The 16,078-nt window shown below is 60.0% G+C and carries 15 protein-coding genes, 1 tRNA gene and 1 pseudogene; 11 read left to right on the plus strand and 6 right to left on the minus strand.

Annotated features, from left to right (window positions below; genetic code table 11):
- Positions 1-86: 86 nt before the first annotated feature.
- The 5 genes and pseudogenes from AC6CIE_RS25760 to AC6CIE_RS25780 all read left to right on the plus strand — a co-directional run bounded on the left by AC6CIE_RS25760 (position 87) and on the right by AC6CIE_RS25780 (position 2,598).
- Complete coding sequence (locus tag AC6CIE_RS25760) at positions 87-833, plus strand: 3-oxoacyl-ACP reductase family protein (RefSeq protein ID WP_498094651.1); 747 nt, start codon at positions 87-89, stop codon at positions 831-833.
- 140 nt (positions 834-973) lie between these two features.
- Positions 974-1,049 (plus strand) — tRNA-Lys (locus tag AC6CIE_RS25765).
- 453 nt (positions 1,050-1,502) lie between these two features.
- A complete protein-coding gene (locus AC6CIE_RS25770; protein WP_498094575.1) occupies positions 1,503-1,763 on the plus strand; it encodes a hypothetical protein in 261 nt (86 codons plus the stop codon).
- 120 nt (positions 1,764-1,883) lie between these two features.
- A pseudogene (locus tag AC6CIE_RS25775) lies at positions 1,884-2,039 on the plus strand (tyrosine-type recombinase/integrase); the annotation flags it as partial.
- 55 nt (positions 2,040-2,094) lie between these two features.
- Complete coding sequence (locus AC6CIE_RS25780; RefSeq protein ID WP_498094653.1) at positions 2,095-2,598, plus strand: tyrosine-type recombinase/integrase; 504 nt, start codon at positions 2,095-2,097, stop codon at positions 2,596-2,598.
- Between the two features lie 379 nt (positions 2,599-2,977).
- On the opposite strand, the gene AC6CIE_RS25785 is transcribed toward AC6CIE_RS25780, so the two are convergent.
- A complete protein-coding gene (locus AC6CIE_RS25785; protein WP_498094577.1) occupies positions 2,978-3,730 on the minus strand; it encodes a hypothetical protein in 753 nt (250 codons plus the stop codon).
- 1,285 nt (positions 3,731-5,015) lie between these two features.
- Between AC6CIE_RS25785 and AC6CIE_RS25790 the strand changes: the two genes are divergently transcribed.
- The 4 genes from AC6CIE_RS25790 (at position 5,016) to AC6CIE_RS25805 (ending at position 8,581) form a co-directional block, all read left to right on the plus strand.
- Complete coding sequence (locus tag AC6CIE_RS25790; RefSeq protein ID WP_498094579.1) at positions 5,016-6,113, plus strand: nucleoid-associated protein; 1,098 nt, start codon at positions 5,016-5,018, stop codon at positions 6,111-6,113.
- Positions 6,110-7,102 (plus strand): GTP pyrophosphokinase, encoded by a 993-nt coding sequence (locus AC6CIE_RS25795; protein ID WP_498094581.1) that lies wholly within the window; start codon positions 6,110-6,112, stop codon positions 7,100-7,102. The genes AC6CIE_RS25790 and AC6CIE_RS25795 overlap by 4 nt, the downstream gene beginning before the upstream one ends.
- Before the next feature lie 150 nt (positions 7,103-7,252).
- Entirely contained in the window at positions 7,253-7,696 is a 444-nt protein-coding gene (locus AC6CIE_RS25800; protein ID WP_498094583.1) for a hypothetical protein, read from the plus strand.
- Positions 7,697-7,900: 204 nt separating this feature from the next.
- Entirely contained in the window at positions 7,901-8,581 is a 681-nt protein-coding gene (locus tag AC6CIE_RS25805; RefSeq protein ID WP_498094585.1) for a hypothetical protein, read from the plus strand.
- Between the two features lie 54 nt (positions 8,582-8,635).
- Here the strand turns inward: AC6CIE_RS25805 and AC6CIE_RS25810 are convergent, their stop codons facing one another.
- The 3 genes from AC6CIE_RS25810 to AC6CIE_RS25820 form a co-directional block, all read right to left on the minus strand.
- Positions 8,636-8,827 (minus strand): hypothetical protein, encoded by a 192-nt coding sequence (locus AC6CIE_RS25810; RefSeq protein WP_498094587.1) that lies wholly within the window; start codon positions 8,825-8,827, stop codon positions 8,636-8,638.
- Positions 8,828-8,891: 64 nt separating this feature from the next.
- Positions 8,892-9,608 (minus strand): GIY-YIG nuclease family protein, encoded by a 717-nt coding sequence (locus AC6CIE_RS25815; protein ID WP_498094589.1) that lies wholly within the window; start codon positions 9,606-9,608, stop codon positions 8,892-8,894.
- Between the two features lie 133 nt (positions 9,609-9,741).
- Positions 9,742-11,655 carry a putative bifunctional diguanylate cyclase/phosphodiesterase gene (locus AC6CIE_RS25820; protein ID WP_498094591.1) on the minus strand — a complete coding sequence of 638 codons (1,914 nt, stop codon included), beginning with the start codon at positions 11,653-11,655 and terminating at the stop codon, positions 9,742-9,744.
- A gap of 518 nt (positions 11,656-12,173) precedes the next feature.
- On the opposite strand from AC6CIE_RS25820, the gene AC6CIE_RS25825 reads away from it, so the two are divergent.
- Positions 12,174-14,108, plus strand: a complete 1,935-nt coding sequence (locus AC6CIE_RS25825) for a bifunctional metallophosphatase/5'-nucleotidase (protein ID WP_498094593.1) — start codon at positions 12,174-12,176, stop codon at positions 14,106-14,108.
- 123 nt (positions 14,109-14,231) lie between these two features.
- Here the strand turns inward: AC6CIE_RS25825 and AC6CIE_RS25830 are convergent, their stop codons facing one another.
- Positions 14,232-14,501, minus strand: coding sequence for a PAAR domain-containing protein (locus AC6CIE_RS25830; protein WP_105237403.1), 270 nt, complete (start codon positions 14,499-14,501; stop codon positions 14,232-14,234).
- Positions 14,502-14,541: 40 nt separating this feature from the next.
- Entirely contained in the window at positions 14,542-14,796 is a 255-nt protein-coding gene (locus AC6CIE_RS25835) for a hypothetical protein (RefSeq protein ID WP_239215195.1), read from the minus strand.
- A gap of 133 nt (positions 14,797-14,929) precedes the next feature.
- Between AC6CIE_RS25835 and tssA the strand changes: the two genes are divergently transcribed.
- Entirely contained in the window at positions 14,930-16,057 is a 1,128-nt protein-coding gene (gene tssA, locus AC6CIE_RS25840) for a type VI secretion system protein TssA (RefSeq protein ID WP_175125538.1), read from the plus strand.
- Positions 16,058-16,078: the final 21 nt, after the last annotated feature.

A 16,078-nucleotide genomic window follows, 5' to 3' on the forward strand; every position in this document is an offset into this window, starting at 1 on the left:
TTGTGTTGATCGATAAAAAATTGTTGACCGTGCCGCAAGCGCGCGGCGATGATATTTGTACCGATCACTACAAAACGAGGTTTCCCATGCAGAACTTGAACGGAAAAGTGGCGTTCGTCACGGGCGGCAGCCGAGGCATCGGCGCCGCCATTGTCCGACGCCTCGCCGCCGACGGCGCGGCTGTCGCCTTCACCTATGTCAGCGCATCGTCCGCCGAGCCTGCCCGGGCGCTGGCGCAGGAGCTGACGGCGCAGGGCCGCCGCGCCAAAGCCATCCAGGCCGATTCGGCGGACGCCGCCGCGGTGAAGCGCGCCGTCGAAGACGCCATCCGTGAACTTGGTCCTGTCGACGTGCTAGTCAACAACGCCGGCATTTTTCTGGCCGGGCATGTCGCGGACACCAGCCTGGACGACTACAAGCGGACGATGGACATTAATGTGCGCGCGCCTTTCGTCGCCATCCAGACGGCGCAGGCCTCGATGCCGGATGGCGGCCGCATCATCAACATCGGCAGTTGCCTGGCCCCACGCGCGGGCCGCGCGGGTGTTGCGCTGTATGCCGCCAGCAAGTCCGCGTTGGTCGGACTGACGCAAGGCCTGGCGCGCGATCTGGGGCCGCGCGGGATCACGGTGAACGTCGTACACCCGGGCCCCATCGACACTGATATGAACCCGGCCGACGGAGACCGCGCGGCTGATCTGATTGCCGTATTGTCTTTGCCGCACTACGGGGAAGCGCAAGACATTGCGGGGATGGTCGCATTCTTGGCAGGACCGGAAGGCCGCTATGTCACGGGCGCGAGTCTGGCGGTGGATGGGGGGTACGCGGCCTGATGTGCTCGTATCTAAAACTTTTTCGCCACCCGACTTGCACAAACAAAAAAAGCCCCATATAATCTTTCTTCTTCGCAGCACACACATAACGAAACGCTACAGCGCCAAGCGCAGCAGCAGTTCAAAGTGAGTGACTTGCAGGGCTGTTAGCTCAGTTGGTAGAGCAGCGGACTCTTAATCCGTAGGTCGAGTGTTCGAGCCACTCACAGCCCACCAGAATTCTCTAGTAGTATCAAGCGCTTAGCCCACCGGAAACGGTGGGCTTTTTTGCTTTCTGGGAATTTTGACCGCACTTCTAACCCACTTCGGTGTTTTGGCGGACTCTGGCAGCGACCTTCGAGCGCTGTTACAGAAAAAATTTCTGCCTCCATTTGCTGGCAGCTTTCAGCGAATCGGAGCCCGCGAAGCAAGGGGCCACCCGCGTTGGCACTTATACCTCAATCCTCAAATTTTGAGATAAGCAGCATGGCTAACATTCAGAGGCGCGGTGAGTACCAGTACCAAGCAGACATTCGTCGTAAAGGCTTCCCGCGGCAGCCCCAGACGTTCTTGGCCAAAGACGACGCCGAACAGTGGGTGCGAAAAGCACGAGGGGCAAATGGACGAGGGGAAATTCAGAGACCTGCGTCCCGTCGCGAAACTGACCCTTGGCGATGCCTTGGACCGCTAGTGAACGAAGTCGTCCCGACCAAGGCCGTAGGTGGGCAGCGCAATGAGCGCAATCGAATTCGACTGCTGAAGAAGCATCCACTGGCCAGGCGTGAGCTGAGCACGCTTCAGTCCTCTGACTTTGCCAAGTACCGCAATGAGAGGACCGCACAAGTAGGTCATGCTAATACGGTGCGGCTGGAGTTGGCGCTGCTCTCGCATCTGTACACGATTGGCAAGAAGGAGTGGAACTGGCCACTCGACAATCCCTTGAAGACGTGAGACGACCCTCCGCTCCAGAGGGCCGTGAGCGTCGGCTTCGTGGGGATGAAGAGGCCCGGCTCCTTTCGGGAGTAAACGACGAGCGCGTTCGGCAACCCGTCTGGCTGGAAGGCATGCCTTCGACTCTCGCTGGCCACGGGTTTGCGTGCCGGTGAGCTCCTGACTCTCGAGTGGTCACAGGTTGATCTGAAAGGCGGCGTCTTGAACCTGACAAAGGCCCGCAATGGCCGCAAGCGGTCAGTGGGCTTGAATCTCGAGGCAGTACGCGTCCTTTAGAGCCCTCCTCGTTCGACCGAGAAGCTCATCAAGGGGCTATCACGAGACCGGCAAGCTGGCTTGTGATTTCAAGGCAGCTTGCATTGCTGCTGGCCTGGTCGACTTGCACTTTCACGACCTTCGTCATGAAGCGGCGACGCGTTTGGCTCCGCACATGATGCCGCAGGAGTTGGCCAAGATCACGGGCTGGAAAACTCTGCAAATGGCTATGCGGTACTACAACCCGACTGCGCAGGTGCTGGCGGCGCGAATGCGTGCCGTGGAGGCGGCTCGATCGGGGCCATTAGATGGTGCGGCGGATGCTCTGGAGGATCCCCAAGCCAACGGGCCTGATTTCGGGTCGACGGTGACAGTGCCTGTCGGCATGTTGGCCATCCGGCCGCAAACAATGTCGTTCACGTTGAGTTCGTGCGTGCGTCATCCAGGCGAACCCGCGCCGTTGCCTAGCTCTGGGTTTCGGTGGCGATTGTTGGTTGGTAAGCGGAGGCTATCTTGTTATCGACAGGCACGTAAAAAAAGCCGAGTTGCAATGGCTTGTGGGGGCTTAGCTAGGGCATGATGATTGCGCTGCGGGGTAACCCCCCCCCTATTTTGACAATTGCCAGGAGCAGAGGAATGTGTGTAGGGGGCGAAAGCGCAGGGCTTGACTCCACTTCTCCACGGAAAAATCTGCACATATTTACGGTCCACTCTGAGGAGAGCGGGCTCCTCACAAGACATCTAGGCGCGTTAGAACTGCCTTAAACAACGAAGAAGCAACAGGGAACCCGTGCGATATGGACCATGCCATGATGCCGGCCCAGCAGAGAGTGCAAAGCACGCCTTTGATGTCTCGGACTAGCAACGCCCAAAACCGATATCGGTCGTCCTTGAACGCACAGTATGGGCCATCTCGCTTATCCGGATGCTCGCCGTTGGGTTTAAGTAAGGGGCGCATCTCATGCCCCTTGCTCACGCCTACGACGCGACGATTTTCGCGTCATGGCTGCCTCTGGTGTGGGCGCCGCGGGCGCTGCGGTGGGATGGCTTGGGTCGGTTGATGGTGATACGGGGGGTGATGGCACCGGAGGGGCGGGAGGTGGCGGTGCAGAGATTGCCGTGGCTACTGCTGGTGCAGTGGCATTGCCGCTTTCATTCGAGGCCGCTGCGTTGGCGGTCCAGTAAGCCTGGATGGCCTCTATGTCGCTATAGCCACCAATCTCGGTCAACCGGGCAAGGAAGCGAGCGTACAGATCGGCCTGTATCTGGCCTTGGTGTCGTATCCATTCCACCGCCATGTTGGGATTCAACAGTAGGACATAGTGAAAGTCTCCTGATGGCCCTCTTTTGGGAGCAATGAATCCCAGCTTTTGCAAGGTTTTCATGCGTCGACGCCACGTATCTACGGCTCGTACTCCATCGAATCCCGCCTCGCTCGCAAAAGTTGCCGGGTTTTCGATAATGACTAGAGGGTGGTCGGGCGACCGTGCCCAGAGGCAGAAGAGGGTGTGGCCCGCGGGTTGGCCTTTGGATTGGTCGTCAATCGCTTGCATAACGATCGGCAATGTCCGCGGGAGCGTCGTGTAGCCGTCGTTCGTTTTCCGTTTCCATAGCCACAGCTGGGGGATTTCCGGGAACAGTAGTTGTAGCTGCTGTTCGGCGCGTTCGGACATCTTGAGCCGTTTGGTACCCGCTTGTTTGGCTGTGGCCATCTGCTCACCTCATTTAGAAAATTGCGATGGAGGAAGTGTCGCTCACAGCGATGGGAAAAAAAACGATTCAGTACGCATCATATAACTCATGTTCAGGTGGCTGAAACCTGCGGAAAGTATATCTCAATCACCATGTTTTGGTGCAAAAAAGCTATGTTGTACTGCGCGATTCCGCACAAAAAAATCGAAAAAAATGTTTAATAACAATGTGTTGGATGGAATTTGCGGTGCTCGTGGTGCTCCAATGTTCTCATCGTGCTCGCGTCCTCTCCGTCCTCCTGGGGAATAGGTGTGGAAAAGGGGGGAGATTTGCCGCCCACCGCCCCTCCACGTGAGGTTAAAGAGGTGGAAGTAGCGACGGGGAGCAAGTGGATCTATGTCGGTTGGTCCTAATGGGCTGGTCTTGAGCCGTTCGTAAGGGCCACCCAATCGAATTGTCGGCTCTGGTCAAGGCTCGACTTGCCCTAGATCTGGCCTTGAGGCCGAAGTTGCGTTGGCCGTGCACGCCGTGAGCGGACATAGTTTCCCCTTGGCCAATTGGCCGCGTTGTCGGCGGATATGTGGGCAGCACCGTTGCGGACTTATTGGCAATTCAGATCTCTTCGTTGAGATGACATTGCCGATCTTGTTTGGAAACGAAGGCCGGCCTTCCAACGTGGATCATCGTGCCCTTAGCCATATCAAACTTGCATTTCCAACCAGTGGCATCTGTCAAAGCTCCCAAAGCGAGTTTCAGCTTTTGCGCCCAGGCAGCAGCTCTCATGTTTCCGCACCCGAAAGCCGTTGCCGTGTGGCTGAGGCGAGTGGTAGCGGCACTCTATGTGTCGAGTAGAACGTGTGTAACCAAAGCCCAGCGCTGAATCTCTCAGCTTGCGTCGTTTATTCAATTGACGAGCGTATAACCTGCTGTGTACGCAGAGAGCAGTTTGGTATCAACACTCCAAACGACGCGTGTGGATGACCCACTGACAGCTTCATCAAGGTTGGCCAGGTTGCTCTCCCATCTAAATCCGCTGTCGTGCACGACGCTCGCACGCGCAACGGCCAAGCCTTGCAAACTCGTCCGCAGGGCCTGACGGTTCTTTCTGTCGCAGGTCTTATCCAGCCGCTTCAGCAGGCCGTTGGCAGAAACGTCAATGGGAATGCGAAATGCATCTGGTTGGTGAGTAGCCAGGAAGGCCCATCAAGGAGCACTAGTACAATGCATGTATCAAAAAATTGCGGCTGTGTCTTATTGTCGTTTTAGATCGAGTGCCACTGAGAAACTAGAAAAAAGAAACGAGCCATGTCCTTTGAGAATCTGTCCATCGGTCGAATCATCATCCATGAGGTCTTTGTTCGCGGAGAAGACAGAGCGCCCGCAGAACCCAGTTACGGGACCCAACCGCTAACTTTGCCGCAGGAGGCGAGGGATGCTCTTCAAGATCGCATCACAAATACGCTGGGGAGGTCCTCTCACGGCGTCGAGATGAAAATCAGCGATGCCGGGCCAGAGAGTGCTTGGCAGTCTGCCAAGGCAATTGTTGAGTCCCTGGGGAACGACGAGCAGTTTGTGAATTTGTCTCAGGCAATCACTAGCAAGCTGGCTGTCGCGCAAACCAGCCGAACAATTCCAGGAGGGATTGTCGTGGTTATCGATGGCACGTGTGGCAATCCGTCGCGGCCGTTCATGTGCGTTATCAAGGCTGAGCCGCATGGGGGGTTTACAAAGCGGCAGGTGAACAACACGCTGACGCTGGAATACCTCAAAGAGCTGATCCTCACGCCCCAGGCGAAGCTCTACAAGATCGGCGCGTTTGTGCGGCAGGATCCCGATGCTGCTACCGAGCAACAGCCTACCAACGGCTGGCGTGCGTTCCTCTTCGATGACCAAATTACGCAAAGTAATAAGCTGTCGGCGGCGCTCTATTTCCGCGAGACGTTCCTCGGGCTGGATTTCCCGTCAAACAGCGCATTCCAGACCAAGCAGTTCCATTCCTTGACCAAGGATTTCATTCGTAACGCAGACATTGATGCGGAACGCAAGATAGACCTTTTGAACGCACTGACCACCTATCTGAAAACGGACCAGACGGCTACGATTCAGGTAGAGGCGTTTTCCATGGCCTACCTAGGAGATGCTCCGTTGCAAGATGCCTATACGGCATACATGCAGCAGAAGAATTTTCCGGACACGGCGATCCACAAGGATCTGTCCGAGATTCAAAGTCAGTTAAGACTGAGAAAACTGACCTTCGGCCATGACATCAAGCTGACGGCGCCAGCAGATCAATTCGAGAACCTCGTGCGACTCGAATCCATTGATGGCGATCCGGACGAGCACGGCAACATTCCTAAGTGGACCAAGATCACGGTCCGGACGCATATTCGAGACCAAGAGTGAGCGAGAAAGATATCCTGGAGCGATGGGAGAAGGACAAGCCCCTCTACAGGGCTTGGGCCTCGCTTATCGGTCAGGAAATCGAACGACGGCTAGTAACCGCAATTGCTCCGACACCGTTGGGTTATTTCCTGAAGGTGCCGATGGTGCCACGCCTGAAAGGCGACACGAGCTTGATCGACAAAGCTCTATATCGAGGGAAGGCCTACAAGGATCCGTATGGCGACATTACTGACAAGGTCGGTATGCGCTACGTCGTCCTGCTGACGACGCACATCAACCAGTTCTGTTCGATTATTGAGAGTCCGGAATGTGGCGCATTCTGGGATTGGTCCAAAGACAAGGACTACGAAGCCGAGCGGCTGGCGAAACCCTTGGAGTTCGCATACCAGTCCGTGCATTACGTATTGCGCTCCAAGGCCGGCCTGTCGTTTGGAGATGTGATCATCCCGGAAGGGATCGCATGTGAAGTGCAGATACGCACACTCCTGCAACATGCTCACAGTGAGTTGACGCACGACACGCTGTACAAGCCGAAGACTACTGCGCAGCCGTCAGTAAAGCGCACGGTGGCGAAGAGCATGGCTCTGATCGAGGCTACGGATGAGTTTTTTGAGCAGGCCATGCGCGATTTGGCTGCCGCAGATGAGCGGCAACGCAGTCTGCTGGACTACTTGGCTACGGCCTACAGGGATGGCACAGGTATGGAGCCGGGACAAGAGCGCTCCAATCAGCTCGTGATTGACGCATTCAACGATCTCTTGCCAACAGACGTCATAGACCAGTTGGACGCCTTTTTGCGAGACAAGAGTTATGTTTTCGGCAAGATCAAAGAGCAGAACGGCCAGCGGCACTTCTTTAATCAGCCGGCTGTTTTGCTAGCGTATTTCCTGTCGGAACGGATGGCGGCGCAGACACGCGAGAATTGGCCGATCAGTACTGATGATCTAGCGAAGGTGTTCAGTGACCTGGGGAAGAGGTACGACGGCTGATCTGTACTAATTCAGACTCGATCTGGCATAAACTTTCCGATCAAATCTCAATGGAATTGATAACAGCCGCTTTCGGCCAGGAGCAGCCGATCACCGTAAATGAAAGCGGCCGTTCAACATTAAGGTGAGCAGCGCCTGGCGGGGTACAAGGTGATCAACGAGCAAAAGCACAAGCTCAACCTGGAAGCGGGATCAGCCGAGCCGATGAAGCCACTGGGGACGGGAGGTGGTCGGGCCTGGGACGCCCCAGAAGACCGGCTGTCCGCCATCATCAAAAAGATGAATGAGGTGGTCTCGGGCAATCTCTCCGATGCGGATTTCCGTGGGTATGCAACCACTCTGATTGGCAAGATGGTCAACGACCCAACTCTAAAGGAACAGGCCGAGGCTAACGACACGGTCACCGCATTCGCAAATGGCGCCTACGAAATCAAGCTCAATGATGCTGTCGTAGATGCCCTGGAGGGTCACAACGCCATGGCTGACCAGGCATTGAGGCATGAAAAGGTATTCAAAGGGTTGGCGAACCTCTTGGTAGATGAGGTGTACCGACAGTTAAGAGACAAGGGTGAAGAAGCGCTGAGTGGGGCCTGACGAGCGGCCATTTCCTGGCGAAATTTCACCCGGACTGCCCAGAAGCTACCAGCCTAGAGCAGCAGCCGAAGTACCGGCTGTCTTCAGAACCGATCGGTAACGCACTCGACCCTGCTTCTGTTTGGTGGAGGAGCGGGCCTTTGCTCGCCAAATGCAGGCCGAATACCGTACACTCCGTTTACATATGGTAACTCTCATGGTCTTATGCAGAAATTTCGGTCCGTCTACGGTTGCTGTCTTCTTGTCGCATCGCTGACTTTTCTGGGGGGATGTGCAGGCCTCGAAATCGCGAATGCGGTAGTGCAGTCAGGCAATTCGGCTGTTTCCGATTTAATTCCCGCCGAGCGTATGACGGTCGTGTCCAATGACCTGGAAAGCGCCACACCCGCTACTTATAAGCCTTACGTCTATCGGTCCGGGCAGGACTGTATTTCGTCGGCGTTTGTTGTCCCGTACGACCGCACCTGGCCAGAAGAGGTTCGTGGCCACGAAGGGGAGGTGGTGAGGGTGTTGCCACCGGAGCCCGGCAAGATCGTGGGCTATATTGCGGTCGTTCACAAGAAGGAGTGCAAGGGCAAAGCCTCTGAACCCATTCTGCTTGCTGGCCGTCAGTTCACGGTGACGGGCACGGGCACGATCTTCACTCGTGCCTTTTCGTCGAATAACACTACCTATTTCATGTCCAGCTGGGATTCCGCCATCGATTCACGCGACATGACCGAGACTGGCATCGCGAAGCCGCAATGGTGGCCCCAGGTCGTGGAGCGGTTGGCTCGTCTTTCCAAGGACGACCCGGCAATCAGACAAATGCTGAAGGTCAACGAAGCGCTATTTGCCGCAGCAGCCCCTGAGCAGGCCAGCGTCGTCAGTGCGGCGATTCGTTAGGAAGGTCGGACGGAAAAATGGCCGTGCGCTGCTTGCGGGCCCATGCCTTTTACGTCACATCTCGCTGTAGACGCTCTCGAGCAACTCCGCCGTGTGCGTGGATTCATGGCCGCTGCGCAAGGACGCATGGCGTTTAGCGGCCGTTTCAACATGGTCGTTGAGTATCAGCGCGGCCGTCTTGAAGTCGCCGTTGCCGGCTTTCAGAATGGAAGGCGTGCGAGGTGTTGCAACGACTAAGGGCAGCAAGCCTTTGCTCTCGGTGCTTCCAGTGCAACGTCCGTGGCGGCCTTGGTGACAAGCCACGGATGCACTACCGAAGTCTTGCGGTCGACGCAGCAATTCCAAGCGTCTTAATGTGCTTGATGTCCGCATCCGACAAATCAAACCATTCACCCTCAAGCCGTTTGGAGTGGTACTGCAGGTGCAACGAGCGTTCGGCATGAGAGTAATCATCGAACCAAGCGTAATGTTCCACTGTGATAGGGAAAGGTAGTTTGACCTCGAACAGCCTGGTCCTTGACTTGACGTTGACGCTCTTGCCAATTTTGATCCCATGCGCCGACCGGACGAGATAGACGTAGCCTCCGGTTGGGCTTGCAGATGGCTTTGGCACCTTGTTCAATGGGGATCGGGCGTCCGTGGAATCAAACTCGATACTTGCAGAGAATACTTCTGCGAAGCCCGACGCCAACAAATAACGGTCCGCAACTGCTTTGGCGAAGCAGAAGAAAGGTTTTGCCTGAGTCCAGAATCGCTGGCCCGCAGCGTTCGGGCGATACGAGGATTCGGATTTTTCCCACCGCACTCGTGCGCCGTCCTCTGAAGTTCCGATTACAAGGCCTAGCCGTTGCGCACAGCCTAGGACGCGGGCTGCGTCCCAGCTCGCGACGACGATTCCCGTGCGAGGCTTTAGGTTTAATAAGAAGTCCAGGGGGCCTGTCACTAGGCTTTCTTTTGCGCTTATCCTGGTTTCCAAAAGCGCATCCGGAGCGATGCGATAGAACTTTGGTATCGAAATTTCCGCCATGGCTCGTTTTTCTCGCGTCATGCTGGCAAAACGTCTTCGGCGACGTTGGAGTTTATTGAATTATCGGCGGAAGTGCCTTTGTGGCAATAGGAACTGCCGACGGGGTCTTAGAAGTGCCAGAGTCTTTCCACGCTCAAGCCATGATCCGCAGCGCCGTCTCGATCCCGAACGTCTGCGCAAACTGCTGCGCCGCCATCGGCTTTCCGAACAGATACCCCTGACCCTCTTCGCAATGCTCGGCCTGCAGCCGTTCGCGTTGCGCATCCGTTTCGATGCCTTCGGCGATGGTGTTCAGGCCAAAGCTGCGCGCCACATCCAGAATGGCCCGGACCACCGTGGCGTCCTGGTTCGATTCCAGTATCCCGCTCACGAACGATCGATCGATCTTGATGCGCGTGATCGGATGGGTCTTCAAAAGGCTCAGCGAGGCATACCCCGTGCCGAAGTCGTCGAATGAAATGCCCACGCCTTGGGCGCGCAGGTGCTGCAGCGTTTCCAAGACCGTGTCGTCGCTGTTCAGCACGATGTTCTCGGTGATCTCCAGTTCCAGCGCCTCGGCCGGCAGGCCGTGCCGGGCGAGGGTTTGCGCGACTTCGGCCGCCAGGTCGCCCTCGCGGAATTGCACGCCAAAAAGGTTCACGGCGATGCGAAAGTCGTGCAGGCCGCTGCGTCGCCAGAAGGCGGCCTGACTGCACGCTTCATTCAGCACCCATGACCCGACCGTGCCCGCCAAGGGCCCGCCTTCCAGCGACGGCAGGAAGACGCCCGGCGCCAGCAGACCCAGTTGGGGATGGCGCCACCGCAGCAGCGCCTCGGCGCCCGTCAGTGCGCCCGTCGCCAGATTGATCTGCGGCTGATAGAAGAGCTGGAATTCGCCTTTGGCGACCGCGCGGTGCAGCTCCATGCCGTAGAGGCGCCGCGCCACGGCCTCCAGGCGCAGGTTGGGAGCGAAGACAGAGATGCGGCCGCGGCCGACCGCCTTGGCTTTGACCAAGGCGAGATCGGCGTTGCCCACCAGTTCCAGCGCTTCGTGCGCATGCAGCGGGGCCAGAGCCACGCCGCAGCTCGCCGTCAGGCGCAGCTCTTGCCCCTGGACCGAAATGGGCTCGGCAAAGCGCGCCAGCGCCTGTTGCGCCAGTTCCATTGCCTGTTTCAGCTCGCCGACTTCGTGCTGCAGGATGGCGAATTCGTCGCTGCCCAGGCGGGCCACCGTGTCGCACGGACCCGCGATGCCGTCCAGGCGTGCCGCGAGTTCCCGCAGGATCGCGTCGCCGACGGCATGGCCCATCGTGTCGTTGATGTCCTTGAAGCCGTCCAGGTCCAGCATCAGGATGGCGGCGGCACACGGATGCGCCAGCACTTCCTCCACGCGCCGGTAGAACACCCCGCGGTTCGCAAGGCCCGTCAGGGGATCGAAACTGGTGAGTTTGCGCGCGTCGTCGTCATGGCGCGTGTGAGGGTGGGCCGCCCCGGGCCGCGGGGTGGGGCTGCGCTTCGTCCTCTGTGCGCCCGCAGGCAGTTCGGCCCGCGCGCGGGCGCGTTCGGCGCTGACTTCGACACGCCGCAACTCCAGCCGGTCGGCCGCCATGCGGGCCAGTTCGCGCAGCCGTTCCTTGTCGTCCTCGCTGAAATCGGCGTGCGGTTCCGTGTCGATGACGCACAGCGCGCCCAGCGGATGGCCGTCCGGTGAATTCAGGGAAACGCCGGCATAGAACCGGATGCCGGCAGGGCCCGCGACGAGCGGATTGTCGTGGAAGCGTTCGTCCAGGCGCGCATCGGGCACGACCATGACGTCGTCCTGCAAGACCGCATGGGCGCAGAAAGAGACGTCACGGCGCATGTCGGTGTCGCCGACGCCGATGCTGGCCGCGAAAAACACATGCTCGCTGCCGACCATGTTGATGGCCGACACCGGCATGTCGAACATGCGCGATGCAATGCGCACGACCGGGTCCAGGCTGGGCAGCGGACGCTGCGGATCCAGTCCGTATTCCGACAGGGCGCGCAGCCTCTCGGTTTCGGTCGGCAAAGGTGGGGGGCATTTCATCTACAGCCTCCTTTCTGTTTCTCCTTGTGCTGCGCCGTCTGGTTCCCCCGGCGTTGCGCGGGCAAGCCGCGGAACTGTCCACCACCTTGCTGCGCCGCCATTGCGGGTAACGCAGCGGATGGTGTCGTCCATCAAAGCGGTCTGTTATGCCTTACAGCGAAACCGGCGCCACATTGCCGGAAGCGCCGGTGGAAGAACCAGTTTTCGAAGTGTGACTTGCCTGAAAAGTTTCGGAAGACGAATCTGTAACTGATTATTCCGATGTATGAATTTATCGCACGAACCTTCGTTTTTCCAGTGCGGGATGTGTTTTCAGATGCGCACATGGCCGGCCGGATGCGGCCTGTTCGTGTTTGCGAATAGCCACTTCCGTTACACCAGCTACGCGTCAAAAGCATGTCCGGACGCGAAAAATCGACCATTTTCTTGCGTGGAAGGTTTTCAGCTCGCATTCATCGTTGCGTCATACGCGGCAAACAGAATGCGGGCCTCGAATAGCCTCCACGGGAAAAAGGAACATGAAGCACTGGAATCGGAACGCGCTGGCCTGCGCAATGATGAGCGCGATGGCGCTGATTGCTGGCTGCGGCGGCGACAACGACAACGACAACAGCAGCGACCCCGACACGCCGCCCGTTACCGAACCTCCCGTGCAGGCGCGTCCGCTTGAGCTGACGATCCTCCACATCAATGACCATCACTCCACGCTGGACGGCAAGGACCGGACGCTGACCCTGAAGAACGCGGCGGGCGCCGATACCGAAGTGACCGTGTCCGCCGCCGGCATGCCGCGCGTGAAGGCCGCCATCGACCAGTTGGCCGCGAATTCTCCGAACGTGCTGAAGCTGCACGCGGGCGACGCGCAGACCGGCACGCTGTACTTCAACCGCGCCGGCGAGCCGGGCGAGGCCGATGCCGCGCTGATGAACACGGTCTGCTTTGACGCCATGGCCGTGGGCAACCACGAGTTCGACAAGGGCGACGATGGCCTGAAGCGCTTTGTCGACTTCCTGCATGCCGGCGCCTGCCAGACGCCGGTCCTGAGCGCGAACGTCAACTTCGGCGCGAGCTCGCCGCTCAAGGGCACCGACCTGATCAAGCCCGCCATCGTGGTGGAACGCGATGCCCAGAAGATCGGCATCGTCGGCCTGACGATCGCCAGCAAGACCAAGGAATCGTCCAGCCCCAACGCGGACACGACGTTCACCGACGAAACCGTGGCCGCGCAGGCGCAGATCGACGCCCTGCGCGCCAATGGCGTCAACAAAGTGATCCTGCTGAGCCACATCGGCTACGGCTACGACAAGGAAGTCATTGCCAAGCTGAGCGGCGTGGACGTGGTGGTGGGCGGCGACTCGCACACGCTGCTGGGTCCCGATTCGATGAAGACGATGGCCGTCGGCACGCCGGGCGGCGCGTATCCGACCCGTCTGGCCGACAAGGACGGCAAGCCGGTCTGCCTGGTGCAGGCCTGGGAATACTCGCAAGTCGTGGGCGAACTGAAGGTCAGCTTCGACGCCAACGGCGACGTGACGAACTGCGCCGGCACGCCCCACGTGCTGATCGGCGCCGACTACCGCGTCAAGTCGGGCAGCGCCCTGGTCGCGGCCTCCGATGCCGATCGCGCCGCCTTCAAGGCCGGCGTCTCGGCCAGCGGCTTCCTGCGCGAGCAGACGCCGGACGCCGCCGCGCTGTCGGTGTTGCAACCGTTCAAGGCCAAGATCGACATCTTCAGCAAGACCAACGTCGCCCAAGTGCCGCTGGAACTGTGCTTCCGCCGCATTCCGGGTCCCACGCCGACCAGCAACGCGGCCAGCCCCGCATGCGAGAGCGAAGGCAACGTGGCCCTGCGCGGCGGCGACATCCAGCAGTTGGTGGCGCAAGCCTATCTGGACGTGGCCAATGCCGAATACGGCGGCGCCGACATGACCCTGCAAAGCGGTGGCGGTGTGCGCCGCGCGCTGAACGGCACCGTGACGGCGGCCGACGTGATCGCCGTCGTGCCGTTCGGCAACATGCTGTGGCGCCTGGATCTGACCGCCAACGAGGTCAAGTCCATGATCGAGGATGGCCTGGACGCGACGTACAAGCCGGGCGGCAAGGACGGTCCTTACCCCTACGCGGCCGGCCTGCGTTGGAATGTGACCGCGTCCAACGCCAAGGGCAGCCGCGCCAGCAACTTCCAGTACCTGGACCAGGCCACCAGCACGTGGCTGCCGCTGGATAATGCGCGCACCTATCGCCTGTTCGTGCTGAGCTTCAATGCCACCGGCGGCGACGGCTACACGACGCTGGCCAACGTGCCGGCCGAGCGCCGCTCGGACATCGGTGTGCTGGACGCGGATGTGTTCCAGGCCTACATCGACATGCAGGTGAAGGATTCGGGCACCGGCCTGCCTGTCTTGAACCGCATCGACAACGACCGGTACAGCACGCACAACTGGCAGCAGTAATCGTCAATCCGGCAGGCCGGAACGCCGGTCCTGCCGTGCCGTTGGCGGGTCCCCGATGCGGGGGCCCGCCTTCGCGCGTTCTGAATACGCGCTCGGCCTCGCGCTAGCCGCGAGGCCCGTCGCTCAACCGTATTCCAACTGATAGAAATGCTGGCTGGCGATCAGCGTGGCGCCGCACGACGTGCGCATGCCTTCCAGCGCGGTGAGGCGGTCCGAGCCGACGTTCTGCACGCCTTCGACGATGGTGTGGGTGTCGCCGCATTTGGGGCAGGTGACGCGATCGCCGACGCGGGCCATCGGCTGCCCGAAGATGACGACGGTTTCGTCGCCGGTCACGACGACGCCGCCGTGCGATGTTTTATCGCCCTTGCGGATGACGGAGCGTTGGGACATGGTGCGCGCCAGGTATGGGTTCAAAAAGCCAGGTGTGGGTTTACAGATACGTGCCGTCCGGCGCCAGCCGTGCCGGGCCCACAACGAAAGTGCCGTCCGGCGCCATGCGCACGGGACCGCCGCCGCCTTTATAGCTGCCGTCGGGGGCGCGTTGCGGCGTGCCGGCCACGTAGGTGCCGTCCGGGGCGCGGGTGATCGGACCTTCTCCACCGACGATGGTGCCGTCGGGCGCGCGGCGCGGGGTGCCGGCGATGAAGTGCCCGTCGGGCAACATGCGGATCGATTTCGTCGTCATGAGTGCTCCTTGGTCGGAGCGCAAATCATAGCGAAGCATCGTGACGCGCTTTGTAATAGGACGTGTCATCTTTGAACGTCCTGCGTAAACAGTTGTGGGATGATTTGCGCCTACTTACATATGCTCCGCGCTCATGACCGACATCAACGCCCTGTTGCTTCCGATTCCCGGCGACGCGCCTTGCGGCGTCGACCTGGTGTTTTCGCCCGAGTTCGACGCGATCCGCGAGGCGCGCCGGCATGACGATCCCCAACTCGACCAAGGCGATTGGGTCATCGACCTGAAAGAGGCCGACTGGCCCGAGGTGGCGCGCATCTGCTCCACGGTGCTGCGTGAGCGCAGCAAGGACATCCGCATCGCGTCATGGCTCGCGGAAGCCTGGGCCAAGACGCGCGGGTTTGCGGGGCTGCGTGACGGCTATCTGCTCATCGACGGGCTGTGCCGCGATTATTGGGAAGGCCTGCATCCCGTGCCGGAAGACGGCGACGTGCAGCAGCGCGTGGGCAATCTGGCGTGGCTGCTGTCGCGATCGCAGCAGCTGATCGGCGAGATTCCGCTGACCCAGGCCGATGGCGCGCGCTACGGCGCGGTGCTGTGGGAGGCGGCGAGCCAACTCGCGAATGCCGTCAAGCGTACGCCGGATAACGCCAATGAATTGACGCGCGGAAAGCTGACGCTGGACCGCTTCGATGCCGCGCGGCGCGATACGCCGCCGTCGTTCTATTCCGAGCTGGACACGCAGCTCGAAGGTTGCTCGCAGGCGCTGGCGCAACTGGAGCGCACGCTGGACGAGCGCCTGGGCGACGAAAGCCCGGCGTTCTCCCGTGTGCGCGAGTCGCTGCGCAATGTCACGGAACTGGTGCACCGCTTTGCGCGCGACGCGGGCCTGCTGGTCCGTGCCGACCTGGCGGCCGCGCCGCCGCCCGCGTCGTCCGCACCCGCCGTTCCCGTTCGAGTGGAGCCCACCTTGCCCCCCGCCGATCACTTTCCCGCTGTCGATACGCCCGCGCATGGCGCGCCGCCGGCCGCCGTGCGCGGTCCGATCCAGACCCGCGAACAGGCGCTGGCGCAACTGCGCGAGGTGGCCGATTTCTTTCGCCGCACCGAGCCGCACAGCCCGGTCGCCTATCTGGCAGACAAGGCCGCAAGCTGGGGCGAGATGTCGTTGCACCTGTGGCTGCGCACGGTGGTCAAGAACGACGAGACCCTCTCGGGCCTGGAAGAACTGCTTGGCATCAAGAAGGCCGGCGAGGGCAGCTGAGGCGGCCCTCGGCGCGCGGCC

It is taken from the genome of Achromobacter sp. GQ309, from assembly GCF_059759315.1.

Bases quoted from the DNA above. Each gene is read 5' to 3' on its own strand.
- AC6CIE_RS25760 (WP_498094651.1), top strand. From the start codon at position 87: ATGCAGAACTTGAACGGAAAAGTGGCGTTCGTCACGGGCGGCAGCCGA.
- AC6CIE_RS25785 (WP_498094577.1), bottom strand. From the start codon at position 3,730: ATGGCCACAGCCAAACAAGCGGGTACCAAACGGCTCAAGATGTCCGAA.
- AC6CIE_RS25790 (WP_498094579.1), top strand. From the start codon at position 5,016: ATGTCCTTTGAGAATCTGTCCATCGGTCGAATCATCATCCATGAGGTC.
- AC6CIE_RS25805 (WP_498094585.1), top strand. From the start codon at position 7,901: ATGCAGAAATTTCGGTCCGTCTACGGTTGCTGTCTTCTTGTCGCATCG.
- AC6CIE_RS25815 (WP_498094589.1), bottom strand. From the start codon at position 9,608: ATGGCGGAAATTTCGATACCAAAGTTCTATCGCATCGCTCCGGATGCG.
- AC6CIE_RS25820 (WP_498094591.1), bottom strand. From the start codon at position 11,655: ATGAAATGCCCCCCACCTTTGCCGACCGAAACCGAGAGGCTGCGCGCC.
- AC6CIE_RS25825 (WP_498094593.1), top strand. From the start codon at position 12,174: ATGAAGCACTGGAATCGGAACGCGCTGGCCTGCGCAATGATGAGCGCG.
- AC6CIE_RS25830 (WP_105237403.1), bottom strand. From the start codon at position 14,501: ATGTCCCAACGCTCCGTCATCCGCAAGGGCGATAAAACATCGCACGGC.
- AC6CIE_RS25835 (WP_239215195.1), bottom strand. From the start codon at position 14,796: ATGACGACGAAATCGATCCGCATGTTGCCCGACGGGCACTTCATCGCC.
- tssA (WP_175125538.1), top strand. From the start codon at position 14,930: ATGACCGACATCAACGCCCTGTTGCTTCCGATTCCCGGCGACGCGCCT.